Consider the following 14,506-nt stretch of genomic DNA (forward strand, 5'->3'; position numbering starts at 1 on the left):
TGAAAGACGAAGGGTGATAATACATCTATGTTAAGAAGTGGGCAGGAATACATGCCCGCTTTTTTTAAAAATAACTTAAATACAATGAAGTATGTTTTCATTAATATGGAGTATCGTAAATAAATATCTTACAATGCAAAATAGACAATAAAAACGTAGCTGTGCGAGTTGGTTTTAGACTTCAATTATAAAATCCTCCATTTAAAGAAGTAACGAATTAATTACTGTGAAACTCTATAAGAGATAGGAGGCAGACGGGTGACACGATTCTCCGCAATGGCTAGAGTATTATCTCACTTAGGTGACCAGTTGATAAGTAGTTCTACAGTAGCCATCTTAGAACTTATTAAGAATGCATTTGATGCAGGCTCTCCTTCAGTAAAAGTCATCATAAATCAGGCTAATCGCACAATGGTAATTGAAGATCAAGGATCAGGGATGTCACGTGAAGATATATTAAATAAGTATCTGGTAATTGGAACAACTGATAGACTTGAGAAAAAAGAACGAATTAAGAAAAGAATGACCGAGCATTTATCAGAAGAAGATGCTAAAAAAGAAGACAATCAAGTACCACTTGGTGAAAAGGGGTTAGGCCGCTTTGCAACAATGAAACTGGCTGAAAAACTAGTTCTATTTACCAAGTCTAAGACAAAAAATGATGGTAGCTTACTTATGATTGATTGGAACAAGTTCAATTACTCTAGCAAAGTTAAACTTGAGGACATTAAAGTACACTTGCTGAATGTTAATTCTAAAAATATTCCTAAAAACTACGGAGAATCATTTGTTAAAATTAAATTGTATGATATTAAAGATTTTTATGATTCGGAAGAATGGAATAAAAAGAGATTTGAGAATTTTTACAAGAAAAACTTTATGAAATATATTAATCCTTTTCAACCAAGTAAAGGATTTCAGATTACATTGGAAATCTATACGGTGGACAATGATTTTTACCGTTATACACCTGAAATAATTGATCGTAAATTTCTTGATCAAGCACCTTATAAAATTATTGGACATATAGAAGGAAGTGAAGTAACTGCACATTACTATATCAAAGGAGAAGACGAACAAGAATTTGTAGGTAAGATGCCAAAAGTAATACAGGAATTGGAGGGTCGCTTGGAATATCCAGAGGATAAGATTGGGCCTTTTTCTTTTGAATTTTACTTTTTTAATCGTAACAGAGCTCGTCTAGACAAAATTAAGGGTTATGAGGATTATGCAGAAAAGAAAAGAATACTTGATCAATATAATGGCGGTATTATGATTTACCGTGACAACTTTCGAGTACTTCCATATGCTGAACCAGGAAATGATTGGCTTGAATTAGATAGTAATGGTTTCAGGGCAAGCGGAATACGGTTTAATACTTTGCAAACGGTGGGTACAATACATATCTCTTCACTAGATAATGGTAACCTTAAAGATCAAACGAACCGAGAAGGATTAGTGCATAACAAAGCTTATGAAAATTTAAAAATAGCTCTTTTGTCCATACTTAAAACTTATAAGAATAAAATAGAAGATTACTATCCGAAAAAGATTGTTAAAAAAGGGCCTGTGGAAACGGAAGATATCCATGAGGCAATAAAACCGTTACCGAGTCGAATTGAACACATGAAAAATGAACTGAGATTGTTAAACGATTTATTGAAAGGTTCTAAAGCATCGATTTTCCAATCAGTAAATGCCTTAAGTGAAAATATCACGGTAATCGAAAGAGAGTACTTAGAGTTAAAAAACTCCGTAAATGAGCTTGATGATAAAATTAAAGACGTTGAAGTACAGCAAAGGAGAATTTTTGATTTAGCGGGGATCGGTATGACTGCTGAGACTGCAGCTCATGAAATGCGAAGTTATCTTGGACGTATAAATAGTTATTTAATAGATTTGAGAAGAAGAACACCTTCTGAGAAAGAGTTTCTCACTAATTTATTGCACAATACTAGGGCGCTTGATTTAGTGGTATCTAGATTAGATCTTCAGTCCATTGCAAAAAGAAGGACTAGGTCGAAAGTGAATTTAGTTTCTATAATAAGTGATATATGTGAAAGTAAATCACTATCATGGGAATTAGAAAAACAGGATAGTATAAAAATAAATGTTACTAGTGAGGGCGAATGTTTCCTCAAGGCAAACCAAGGAATGCTGATTCAAGTATTTGATAATCTGTTAAGTAACTCGTATTACTGGCTACAAAAGCATAAAAAAAGGCATCCGGAAAAGCAGTTGAATGTTCATGTTCATATTAAAGATAATGGGATTGTGGAGTTTTCAGATAATGGTATGGGAATAACTCATGGAGATGCTAGATATATATTTGAGCCTTTTTTCACCAGAAAATTAGATGGAGAAGGAAGGGGATTAGGTTTATATATTGTCTCCGAAATACTAAACTTTCATCACTCCGAAATCATATTATCAGAAGACCAAAACGAGTTTGGGAATTACTATAGGTTCATTATTGATTTTTCGGGAATTCAGGCTTGATACAAGTAAAGAGGGGACGATTGGTTTTGATGGAAGTTGAACAACTAAAGCAAACAATGGAACTAATGGGAATAAACCGAGTTGTTGTTATTGATGATAAACTAAACATCGATCAACAAACTATCATTGATATTCTTAATGGTCAGTTTGATACGCCAGACTTTAATATCAGATTGTTTGTCGAGACTTTGGGCTATTTAATAGATGACTTGAAAGAAAATGAACAGTTCCCACCACTTTTAGTTAAAAAAATTAGTGAACATTTTCCAGGCGTTATTAAATCGGAAATTAGTGAACTACTAGTAATTTTATCTCAAATCTTTGAAAAGGAAAGTATTTTTTTGTTTGAGTGTGTTCAACCTGGTCTTATAATAGATAGCAATACCTTGCTATTTCTCGATTATAAAATCGAGGGCAGTCAAACTAGTTCAGAGCAATTTGCACATATCTTAGCTGAAAAATCGACAACTGACTTAAACCCAAGATGTATTGTTTTCATAAGTAATAATAATTATTTTTCCATTGAGACAGAACGTTATGACATGTTTGATTATAAGCGCCGCACAGAATATTTCAGAGCACTTCGTGGTACGCAAACTGAAAATTATAAAAATACTGTATATGACTACATCTCCAAAGGGAAAATGGTAACAGAAAGTGACACTTATGGTGAACTATACAAGGTGTTTCAAAACTTGTACGGTAGTAGAAAATTCTTTGAATTACTTAATTGCATGGAGGAAATTCTTAATAAAAGTAGTCAGGCTGTCATGGGGAAATTTCACTTGTTAAACGCACGCTCTATTCAAGATATGATAAAAGAAAAAGTAGTAGAAGAGGGAATCTCCGCTCCTACTTTTCTAATCCAATGGATATCAAGGCACATAGCTAAGAAGGTAGAGCAACATAAAGAAACGGGAAATAAAGTTGATCGTATACTGCGAGAAATAAATGAGTGGACAGAGTCTTATTATGAAACGCATGAAGATATTGTACTACGTGAAATATTACTATCAGAAATGTGGGAGGAGGTAAACGAGAGATATCTCCCAGTAGATTTTGGTGATATTTACGAGATAGACTACAACAATGAAAAAAGAAGAGCAATATTATTGACTCAAACTTGTACTTTAGCAGTTCGCAATAACGGAAAAAGAACTGGTCGGGTAGCAATGCTTGCACTTGAAGATAAAGATAAATTGGGAAGAAAGTCCGCTATAACTTTGGACGATTGGAAGGGTGAGAAAATAACATTTGATCTTGATGAAACAGTTAGTATACCAATTTCATTTTTAGATTTAACTTCTTTAAATTCAGACGGTAAGGCTGTTCTGAATTGGGTGGCTGGTACACCACCATTTAGTTGTCCAGATAATGTACTATGGAGTGAAGGGTACAAGTTAATGATGAGTGAGTTTACTCAAGAGACGGCAGAAAAGTTAATAAGAAATAATACTAGACCGATGCATCAAATCGATGAAACATATATGCCATTTACAAACGAGAGTACATCTCAAGCACACAAATATGAGTTTCCGATTAAGAGACTAAGGCGACTGGACCAGCAATATTCTCTTTACGTATTCCAATCAGCACAGTCATGGTGGGGAAGAATTGGTTTACCAGTTAACGTTAATTTTATGGATGACTATAAAGAAACTGAAGGCACAATAAATGCGCATGGTGCGGAATATCAATGTAGTTTCTACATAAAAAGACGACTGAATGATATTGTGGACGTTGGTATTTCTTTAGATGATTTTTCTCGTATCTTAGGAAGTATTTATGAGGATGATGCACCTTTTATTGAAGCATTGCAGCCTGTACTGACTAAGCCAGAACTTGCTCATTTACATTTTACTTCAGGGAAAAAAATATTGTCTCTCAAATTAAACAAAACGGGGCTAGGGTTTCTCGCATCAAACAAAATTTATGTTAAATTAGTGAGTGAGAATCCATGTAAAGTAGATCTAAAGGTCGGAAAAGTTTCTAGGTATATTTTAGATGGCGATGATATTTCCATTAGTGTTGTCGATTTTGTTACTGATTTATCTGGGAGCATTACACTCAAAGTGAAAAAGTCATTACTAGAAGAAAGGAAGCTTACATCATATATTGAGCGAATTGAATATAAAACAAATGAGATAGATGGCTACGGACAAGTTGTAACGTTGTCTCGAAAAGATAAAATATTCGAATATATTATCGAGAAAAATCTTCTGAGGCTTCATATCTCTTTGGAAAGACTTCATCAAGAATCCGCTGCCACGGCGGAAATTGTCCATCCAGTTGAGGATATATAATGGTATTTGTGAGAAGTTCAAATAGTACAATACCCCCCCGCATTGTTTACTAAAATTAACATGCATACGTTAGTTGTCTTGAAGTTTTGCCCTAAGAAGCTGATCTTATGATCAGCTTCTTAATTTTAAAAAGGACAATTTGGAGTCGGGGAGTGGCTTTTACGATCGATGTGGAGAACATGTTATACAGCCCGGATTTGTCTTACTCGGAATGGAAGAGCCATTAATTAAGGCTGGAGAAGGCGGTCCATCAATTCCTAGAGTCATTAGTTTATGGATGAGGGGCGCATTCTGAAAAACGCCATTTCCTCCTATGCTTTTGGCTTGAAAGTTGATGATTCTTCGATTTATAGCGCTCCAACGCTGACGAAGATGGTCACATTTGGCGGGGGGACAACCAATCTGATGAGCATTAACCGTTACAGGAACAAATCACATTTAGCATAAAAAGTACTTAATCTATGCCTTCGGTTCCATTCTAATATGGTTTCTTGAAGTAAGAGTTTGATAAGTTGAACCCTACGGGAGGCAACCGTAATCCAAATCCAAATAACTGTGGAGTTACTAATCTGCTCACTTACCTAGAATACGTGGCATTCAATCAGTCTTTAACGAAGTGTGGACAAATGGAAAACACTAGTACGGTAGTATCGTAGACTGGAAGGTCATGCTCGATGGTAAGCAGTAAAGAAAAAGCAGAAGGGAGTCTGAGAATCCGTTAAGATTCTCAGACTCCCTTCTGCTTTAAGGTTAGGGGCATCCGCTTTCGAATGCCCTCTCTTAAATACCTCTTCCCCACCCTCCCCAATCATCAAGCAAAAGGAGGCTCCCAAATCTTTTTCCTCCACCCGATCGTGTCCCCCGTCACCTGCAGCCGTTCGTCTAACGTGACATCCATGCCGAAGGGGAGATTATGGCCATGTCGAAAACGGATGTCGCGCAGCTCGACCCGATAGCCGTTCTGAAGCTTCTGGCAGGAAATATGAACATGATGCGTGAAATGGAGAAACGTGCGCACTCCGTCATTGCCCATCGCCGCCTGAATCACATCGTTCTGTTCCCCTTTTTCGAAAATGGCTTCTTCCTCGAACATCCATCCGCGAATTGAGCCGGTGATATAGGCCTGCCCGGTTTCATGGACGTATTTCCACTTGTGGGGGAGTCCGCGCGGAATCAGGAAGGAATAACCGGCAGTTCCGTATCGCCTGCGGACATGATGCAGCATGATACGGCCGATCAGGATGCGGCATCCGATAAAGAGAAAGGTTAAGGCATAGATGAACGGGAAAATAGCCGTTGCCCCGAAGACGCCGAACAGCCATAACAGCAGCCCCGCAGCATGAAGAACGAACAGGATCGGATCGAAGATCGGGATGGTGTTGGCGTGGAACCATTTTCGTGAAACCGGTCTAAAGCATTGCACGCCGTATGCATTAAAGAAATCGAGGAAGACGTGAAACACGACCCCAGCCATCGTCCATAGAAAGATCGGGATCAGATAGGCCCAGGCATGAAATGCAAGGGCAATCAAAGGGGCGAGGACAACGGGCCACCCCGCAAGCATAAGCAGCGAATGACTGAAGCCCCGATGATGCCGCAAGTACGACTTGTATCCGCGAATACGAATGACGGCATCGAAATCAGGGGCGTTCGACCCAAGGATAGTTGCCGCGCATAATCCGTAAACGACGGTCGGATGACTGAAGAGTGCGGGATCGGCAAGCGAAATCGCCAGTCCGCCCAAGGTGACGCCAGTAAGAAGATGTGTTCCGGTATCCATATCCCTGTACCTCCTAATGAAGCTCAGATGTGAACATACCCCGTTCGATCTTCAAGCAGTCTCGCCTTCTTCAAGCATGTTTGTGATCGTCTGTCTTGCGGCAGCCAGCTGATTATGCTCCGTTTCTGCGATCTGCAGGCAGCGTGTGTAAATCGACTCCATCGCGAGGTCCCATGTGCGCGTGAGCGCGTAAGCTCTGGCCTTTACCCCGAACTCCTGCCATTTGTCCGGATGGTCCATCCAATCGGTCAAGGCCGTGACAAAGCTCTCCGTATTTCTCGCCTGTACATGCATCCCTGTCTTCCCGTGCTGAACAATCTCGGTCACGCCTCCGCTATCGGCGACAATAGAGGGAAGCCCGGACGCCGCTGCCTCCAACACGACGTTACCGAATGTTTCGGTCGAAGAAGGGAACACGAACAGATCCGAGGAGGCGTAAAATTCCGCTAACGCATCTCCGCTTTGATAGCCGGCGAACGTTGCATTCGGAGGAGCTTCCTGCTTGGCCTGCTCCATCATGGGGCCGTCGCCGACAATGAGCCAGTGGACCTGCCCGCGTATCTCTTCAGGCAGCCGATGCATCAGTTGAAGCAGGATATCCAAATCCTTCTCCGGCGCCAGACGGCCGACAAACAGGAGCAAATACCGCTCCTTAATCCCGTAAAGCTCGCGAATACGGCCCGATCGTTTCTCGGGCGTGAACAGATCGCAGTCAACCCCCCGGGTCCACAAAGCAAGATTGCGCAGCCCTTTGTCTTCCAGTCGGTTGATCGTCTCCAGCGAAGGCGCGAATATAGCGCTGCAGGAACGGTGGAACCATTTGATATACGGCCAATAACACGCCCGGGCGAACGGAAAGCGATAGGAGTCCAGATAATGGTCGAAGTGGGTATGGTAAGAGGCGACTACAGGAATGTGCAGTTTCTGAGCGGCAGTCAGACCGGCGAGTCCGACATTGAAGGGGGTGGCGATATGGACAAGATCAGGCTTGAACCGGGAAAGCTGCTGGCGAATACGCAGCAAATTTGGAATAGCAAACCGATGTTCCGGATAGAGCAGGAGAGGAATACTGGCGAGTCTGCACACCTCTTCTTCATAGGATGGATCCGGTTCGGTAGGCACAAACAGCATGCATTCAACACCATGGTCGGACAAATAATCGGTCCATCGCTTCAAAGTAAGAGCAACGCCATTGATCTGCGGGACATAAGTGTCTGAAAACACGGCAATTCGCATTGAATCACTCCTCTTCCGGGATGATATCCTCACAGTAGTGCATGAATATTATCTCTGTTGCACATTTACGTAAAGAAATCGTGAAGTTACGGCCCTTCACAATCTCTTAACCCCCCACTAACACCCCCCTCATACTCTATTATTAAGCTTACTTCTAGTATGTTGTCACGTAACAGGGCAGCGAAATTTCACTAGGAGGAATTGAATTGTGAATAGGTATCTACGAAAAACGCATGCATTCATCATCTTTGCTCTATTAATCTCGTTACTCCAGCCGGCATTCATCGTTAATGCCGCTATTACTGAGCTTCCAGCTACGGAATACGGCAAGGTCATCGACATTCGCCAGACGGAGCTCGCACCGGGTGCGGTGTATACGTGGATGGATATGGAGAATGAGCGAGGCTTGCAGAAGATACATGCGGTAGCCTTTGATCCGAAAAATCCGAATCTGGAGCTGCGTGCGGGCACCAAGGACGGGAAAGTGTACGGCATGAAGGGCGTAACCGAAATGGCGGCTCATGCGGATGCGCCGGGCAGCCGTGTCATTGCTGGAATTAATGGCGATTTCTATGAAATCAGCGGCTTCGCAACGGGCGTGCCGAATGGCTTGTTTATGGATGAGGGGCGTATTCTGAACAGCGCCATTTCCTCGTATGCTTTTGGCCTGAAAGCGGATGGCTCTTCGATTTATGGCGCGCCAAAGCTGACGAAGACGGTCACGATCGGCGGGGTGACCACCAATCTGACGAGCATTAACCGTTACCGGGATACGAACCATCTGGTTCTCTACACAGCGGATTACAATATCTCGACGAAGTCGACGAACCTGGGCGATGAAGTCGTGCTGGATATCATTGAAGGAGACGTGAAAAGCGGGCAGACAATGAAGCTGAAGGTTGCCGAGCTCCGCAAGGATCAGGGAGATACGGCGCTTGCTCAAGGCCAGGTTGTTTTATCCGCCTCCGGCACTTCACGTGCAGTCGTGGCAGGCCTTCAGGTTGGCGATGAGCTGACGGCCAGCTTTGCTCTTGATGGGGAGTGGGGTGAGGTAACGGTAGCTATCGGAGGCCAAGGCCCTCTCGTGAAGGACGGCATTCCGCAGCTGAATGTTGGACCGGAGGGTGTGCATCCGCGTACCGCGATCGGGACGAAGGCCGATGGAAGCATTGTCCTCTTCGAGATCGACGGCAGAGCGCCGGGCTTTAGCGAAGGCGTTGAAACCGATGAGCTTGCGAAAATGTTAAAGGACATGGGCGTCGTTAACGGCATGAATCTCGACGGCGGCGGATCGTCTACGTTCGTCGCGAAGCTGCCGGGAACGAACAAGGTTCAGATGCTGAACCAAGGCTCCGATGGCGGCGAGCGGAAGACAGGCAATGGCTTATTGCTCGTAAACACGGCCCCGGAGCTTACCGCCGCTTCAAAGCTAGCGGTTCAGCCGAACGCGGAGCGTATTTTGAAAGGCGCATCGTACACTTTTAAAGCATCAGGAATCGATGCTAATGGACACCCGGCGGCTTACTCGGATACGCTCGCATGGCAGGTAGATCCAGCGCTCGGAACGGTGGATGCAAGCGGCGTATTTACGGCAGGTATGGCTGCTGCAACAGGCTTCGTTACGGCGACGACTGGTGCTGTGCAAGGAAAGGGAGAAATTGAGGTTGTCGATCAGCTTACGGCGCTTCAATTCCCGGATGTTATTAAAACCTACACTTCAGGAGCGACGGCGACCTTGTCCGTGAAGGCTTTGCGGAATGGTCAAACGGTGCAGGCGAATAATCGCAATTTTGAATGGCGCGTGGAAGGCAATATCGGAACGGTGGATGAGAATGGTGTGTTCCAAGCGACAACGGAGAACGGGCAGCATGGCAAAATCTTTGCGAAATACGGCGATGTGGAAACCTCGTTCGAGGTGAATGTCGGTCTGCCGCCTGTGATGTTGGAGGATTTTGAGTCCGGATTAGGCAAATATATCGCATCCAGCGCTGCCGCCAACTACTCGAGAATCGTCGAAGTGACGGATCAGGACTTTGTGCGGAGCGGGAATAAGGCGTTGAAGCTGGAGTATGATTTTATCGGCAAAACGGGAACCTCGGGCGCTTACTTGGCAGCCTCCTCTGTGCAAAACCGTATTCAAATTCCCGGTTATCCGGAGAAGCTCAGCATGTGGGTTTATGGGGACGGGAAGAAGCACTGGCTGCGCGCCCAGCTGCGGGACGGCAACAACGCGGCCATTCCGGTAGATTTTACGGATAATATCAGCGGCGTGAATTGGACGGGGTGGAAATACGTAGAGGTGGCCGTGCCGAAAGGGAAAGCAACGCCGCTCACGATGGACATGCCTGTCCGTTACATGGAGACGAGCAACGTCAAGAAGACGGACGGCGCACTCTATATCGATGATATACGTGCCCTCTACGGACCGCTCGAGGAGGATACGGCGCCTCCGGTGTTCAAAGATATTTACCCGTTAGAGAATGCCGTTATCAAAACAGCTACGCCAACGATTTCGGTTCACGGCGAGGATGCAGGCTATGATCCGGTACAGCATCCCGGCACGACTTTAATTGATCCTGCCAAAACACGCGTCTATGTGGATGACCAGCTCGTAGGACACGGCTTCCATCCGCCGGCAGGCCTCATTACGTATAAACCGACCATTCCGCTTGCGGAAGGGCGTCACAAGGTGAAGATGGCCATCCGCGACATGGCGGGCAATCAAACGATTAAAGAATGGTATTTTATGGTCAATCTGGGATCGCCATATTATGTATACGATACGCCTAGCGAGGTGTACGCAGGCCATACGTATACGTTAAATATTCATGCGGAGAAAGCTAGCAAGCTGAAGGAAGGCCATATTGCCTTCAAGTTTGATCCCGCAGCGGTTAAAAATCTCCAAGTCACCCGCGGCAGCAAGGTGCAGGAGGGTCAGCTGGAGCCGGTGATCGATGCGGCGCAAGGCCTTGTACGTTTAAATCTGTTGAATATTAATGAAGCTAATCTTAGTGATACCGATCTTATCGGGCAAATTCAATATACGGTTCGAAATGATTATATCGGGCCGCTGACGCTCGAGCAGGCGGCAGTTGAAGTGACGAAGCTGCTAGTCATTGAAAATACGTCAGGCGCAGTCGTTTCGACGGAAGGCTCGGGCACTCCGATCAGCTTCGTCGGCGCTGCGGCGCAAGCGACGGTTAAGACACAGCTGAAGCTGAGCTGGGATCATTTTGCGATCGGAATGGGCTATGCCGCATCCTTCAAAGTAGCAGAGCTGCAGGGTGAAGCGGCTGTCGAAGGCGCGAAGCTGCTGATCAATCAAGTCGAGGTGGCCGATGCGAGCTCAAGCGCTGATGGTATGCTGACGACGACAGCAGCGACTCAAGCGGCAGGTACGTATACCGTGCAGGCGGTAAAAGGCAGCGCGTACAGCCCGGTCATGACGTTCAAGGTTGCGCCGTATGCGGGAACCGCCGCGCCGCGCAACATGAATGTGACGATGGGAGCTGATCCAAGCACCTCGCGCCAATTTACTTGGCAGACGGACCCGCTGACGGCGGATACGGTTGTTGAGCTGGTGAAGCAGTCGGAATTCACAAGCTTTGAGGATAATAATGTTACTGAAATCACAGGTACAAGCTCGATTTATAACACGAACAATGACGGAACGATGCGTGTTCATAAAGCGGAAGCCGCTCAGCTGACGCCGGATACGGTTTATGTGTACCGTGTTGGCGATGGCAAGACCAATGTAAGCAGCCAAGGAACCTTCCGAACAAGCGCAGCGGCAGGCGATACGATGAAGTTCCTGTTCATTGGCGATTCGCAGGCGGACTCGAAGGCGGGCTTCGCGCTTTGGGGCAATACGCTTGAGAAAGCTTCGGCCTATATGCCGGATGCGGAAATGCTCGTACATGCGGGGGACATCGTCGATAAAGGCTATGAGCAGGAGCAATGGGACTGGTGGTTTGAAGCCGCGCAGGAGAAGCTGATGAATACGACGCTTGTTCCGATCATCGGGAACCATGAAGTGATGGGAACGAATGGGGCAGGCGATTACCTGGCTCAGTTCCATAATCCGCAAAATGGCGCGGCAAGTGTCAAAGGCTCGAACTATTCCTTTGACGTGAAGGATACGCATTTTGTCGTGCTGAACACGGAAATGTCCAGCCAAATCTTCGATGAGCAGGCGCAGTGGCTGGACGCGGATCTAGCCAAATCGGATAAAATGTGGAAGGTCATCTTCTTTCACCAAGGACCTTATGGCAGTATTTATGCAAATGAAAAGGTTCAGTCGACTTGGGTGCCAGTCATCGATAAGCATGGCGTAGATCTCGTCATGAACGGACACGACCATATTTATATGCGCTCGTACCCGATGAAGGGCGGAGAAAAAGCTGCCGAAGGACAAGGCACGAGATATGTGATCGGCGGCTCGTCGGGTCCGAAGTTTTATGCACTAACAGAGCATTATTGGCAGGAGAAGATTTTTGACGAGGATGCTCAAATTTTTACCGCAGTTGAGATCACCAAAGAAGAGATTGTTGTCGTAGGCAGAACGGTGGACGGCCGGGAGATTGACCGGTTTGCGATCGCGAAGGTGGAGCCGGAGACGGTTACGCTGGATCAAACATCCACAGAGCTAGAAGCGGGCGAGTCGATTACGCTGAACGCTGCAGTGCTGCCGGATCACGCGACAGCGAAAGAGCTGGTTTGGTCCGTCGTTCAATCGGCGCCTGAAGGCGCGGTTACGGTAAATGCAGAAGGCGTAGTAACGGCAGTGACGCCGGGACAAGCAACGGTAAGAGCGTCGGTTAACGGTTACCCGGCTATTTTTGCAGAGAGTGTCATTACAGTAACGGATGCGCTGCAGGGCGTAACGCTGCAAGGGAAAACGACGCTTCAGGTCGGCGCGGCGGACCAGACGGTAGCGGAAGCCGTGTATGGCTCAGGCAGGAAAGAGGTGATTGTGACCGGTCTTGCTTTTGCCAGTTCGAATGAGGAAGTCGCAGCCATTAACGAAGCGGGTCTGGTTAGCGCGAAGAAGGAAGGTACGGCGGAAATAGCCGTGGCTTACAAAGGCTTCAGCGCAAAATACGAAGTGACGGTTACGGCCAATGAGCCGGAAATCACGTTAAGCAAGCTGGAGCTAAGCGGTCTGACTGCGCAAATGAATCCAGGTCAGTCGGCTGCAGCAAAGCTAACCGCGGTATATAGCGACGGCAGCTCAAAAGAGGTAACCGGGGAAGCTGAACTTACGAGCAGCAGCCTTAATACGATGGAGATTGTAGATGGCAGCACCGTTAAGGCATTACAAGCGGGCACCGCGACGATAACGGCAAGCTATGGCGGAAAAATGACGGAGTTCGTCATTAACGTGACGCTGCCGGCAACGCCGACACCGACACCGACACCGACGCCAGTGCCTACGCCGGTGCCGACACCAACCGTGACACCGTCACCTGAGGTGCCCGGCATGGTCAACATAACTGATAAACAGCTAACGGATAAAAATGCGAACGGCGAGGTTGTTATTGAAACAAACGGCCAGCTTAATGAGCTGGTGTTACCAGGTAATGCGGCTCAGTTGCTCGCTGGCGCTCCGTTTAAAGTGGATGCTTTGAACCTCGCGATCAGCATCCCGGCGCAGGTGCTGGAAGATTTAATGAAGCTGCTTCCAGCAGATCAAGTAAGCAAAAGCACGATCTCGTTGACGGCCAAAGCAGCATCGAAGAGTGAAGCAGACGCTCTACTCGCCAATGCGGGCAGCCAAGCTGGCGCACAATTGCAATTGGCTGGTGCCGAGCTTCTCGATTTCAGCTTGACGATGACGACGGAAGCGGGCGAAACAGTTACGTTAAGTAAGTTTGAGCAGCCGCTCTCCATCTCCTTTGCGGTAGATCCGCAAGCGGATGCAAGCTTGCTCGGCATTTACTATATTGCTGATGATGGGAAGCTGCAATATATTGGAGGCAAGCTGGTAAATGGAAGGCTGACGGCTGCCATCCATCATTTTAGCAAGTATGCGGTATTGGAATACGATAAGTCGTTCATCGACCTGCCGCAAAGCCATTGGGCAGCCAAAGCCGTGAAAGAGCTGGCGGCCAAGCAACTGGTTCAAGGCGTATCCGCGGAGCAATTTAATCCAAGCCAAGCCATCACACGCGCAGAGTTTGCAGCTATGCTTGTACGAGCGCTTGGGATTACGGGTCAAGCCTCACCGATGTTTACGGATGTGCCCGCTGCGAAGTGGTATGCAAATGAAGTCGCTCTTGCACAGCAGGCGGGAATCGTAAACGGAGTAAGTGCAAATGCCTTTGCGCCTAACGCTTCGATTACCCGTCAGGAAATGGCGGCCATGATCGTGAGAGCCTATGACTACGCGGTAAAGCAGCATTCGGAGTCGGCGGTAAGCAATGGGCAATTTACGGACACGTCCGCTGCTCCGGAATGGGCAAGAACGGCAATTGCTGCGGCAGCTGAGCTTGGACTCATGAATGGTCGCACGAATGAGCTATTTGCTCCAGTCGCTAAGGGCTCGAGAGCGGAAAGCGCACAGATGATTTTGAATTTGCTTAACCGTATAAACGAATAACGTTTATGTACATTTAGGGGCTGCCTTTTAAGTAGAATCATCTACTTAGGGGACAGCCCCTTCATTTTGTATGGCTATTGCGAATAGTGT

General features: G+C 46.3%; 5 protein-coding genes. 3 read left to right on the forward strand and 2 right to left on the reverse strand.

Annotation, left to right across the window (positions count from 1 at the left end):
* The first annotated feature begins 258 nt into the window (after nucleotides 1-258).
* Nucleotides 259-2,499, forward strand: a complete 2,241-nt coding sequence (locus MRBLPE1_RS26635; RefSeq protein WP_364151426.1) for a sensor histidine kinase — start codon at nucleotides 259-261, stop codon at nucleotides 2,497-2,499.
* Between the two features lie 26 nt (nucleotides 2,500-2,525).
* A complete protein-coding gene (locus MRBLPE1_RS26640; RefSeq protein WP_364151428.1) occupies nucleotides 2,526-4,802 on the forward strand; it encodes a hypothetical protein in 2,277 nt (758 codons plus the stop codon).
* 811 nt (nucleotides 4,803-5,613) lie between these two features.
* On the opposite strand, the gene MRBLPE1_RS26645 is transcribed toward MRBLPE1_RS26640, so the two are convergent.
* On the reverse strand, nucleotides 5,614-6,582 hold the full coding sequence (locus MRBLPE1_RS26645) for a metal-dependent hydrolase (protein WP_364151430.1): 969 nt from the start codon (nucleotides 6,580-6,582) through the stop codon (nucleotides 5,614-5,616).
* Between the two features lie 51 nt (nucleotides 6,583-6,633).
* Nucleotides 6,634-7,818 carry a glycosyltransferase family 4 protein gene (locus MRBLPE1_RS26650; protein ID WP_364151433.1) on the reverse strand — a complete coding sequence of 395 codons (1,185 nt, stop codon included), beginning with the start codon at nucleotides 7,816-7,818 and terminating at the stop codon, nucleotides 6,634-6,636.
* Nucleotides 7,819-8,026: 208 nt separating this feature from the next.
* Between MRBLPE1_RS26650 and MRBLPE1_RS26655 the strand changes: the two genes are divergently transcribed.
* Nucleotides 8,027-14,416, forward strand: coding sequence for a phosphodiester glycosidase family protein (locus MRBLPE1_RS26655; protein ID WP_364151435.1), 6,390 nt, complete (start codon nucleotides 8,027-8,029; stop codon nucleotides 14,414-14,416).
* Nucleotides 14,417-14,506: the final 90 nt, after the last annotated feature.

It is taken from the genome of Paenibacillus sp. LPE1-1-1.1 (genome assembly GCF_040676435.1).
GTDB lineage: Bacteria > Bacillota > Bacilli > Paenibacillales > Paenibacillaceae > Pristimantibacillus.